Annotated in this window: 1 protein-coding gene; it reads left to right on the top strand. The window is 46.6% G+C overall.

Annotation, left to right across the window (positions count from 1 at the left end):
* The coding region (locus ACFRCG_RS48785; protein WP_380043132.1) for a DegT/DnrJ/EryC1/StrS family aminotransferase at positions 1-718 on the top strand (718 nt) is incomplete at its 5' end.
* Positions 719-772: the final 54 nt, after the last annotated feature.

Raw genomic sequence — 772 nt, 5'->3', positions numbered from 1 at the left:
TGGTTTATTCGTGCTGGAGGATGCGGCACATGCGGTATATACGACTTATAAGCAAAGAATGATCGGTTCTATCGGGGATGCAACGGCATTCAGCTTTTACGCCACCAAAAACCTCGCGACAGGGGAAGGCGGCATGCTGACGACTGATGATGAGGAGCTTGCCGATAAGATCCGGGTGCTAAGCCTTCACGGCATGAGTAAAGCCGCATGGAACCGTTATTCTTCAAATGGCAGCTGGTACTATGAAGTCGAATCGCCCGGCTATAAGATGAATATGTTTGATTTGCAGGCGGCCCTCGGACTTCATCAGCTGAAACGGCTGGATGATATGCAGAAACGGAGAGAAGAGATTGCCGGCCGCTATCAAACCGCTTTTCAGCAGATTCCTGGGCTGATCACGCCGTTTGTCCATGATGACGGCAGGCACGCCTGGCATCTATATGTTCTGCAAGTTGATGACAAAAAGGCCGGGGTTACGCGCAGCGAAATGATTACGGCTTTAAAGGATAAATACAATATCGGCACTAGCGTTCATTTTATTCCAGTACACATTCATCCGTATTATCAAAAGCAATTTGGATATAAGGAAGCGGACTTTCCGAATGCCATGAATTACTATAAACGAACCCTTTCTCTCCCGCTCTATCCATCAATGTCTGACGACGATGTAGATGATGTCATTGAAGCTGTGCGGGATATCGTAAAAGGGGCTGATTAAGTGTATACGGTAAAAGAAAATGTCTCCAAAGAGTTGATTGAGGAATTTCTCCAA

Origin of the sequence: Embleya sp. NPDC056575 (genome assembly GCF_042793325.1) — a bacterium.
GTDB lineage: Bacteria > Actinomycetota > Actinomycetes > Streptomycetales > Streptomycetaceae > Embleya.
Note: the sequence above shows the minus strand (reverse complement) of the source record. Positions and strands in the feature narration are given on the sequence as shown.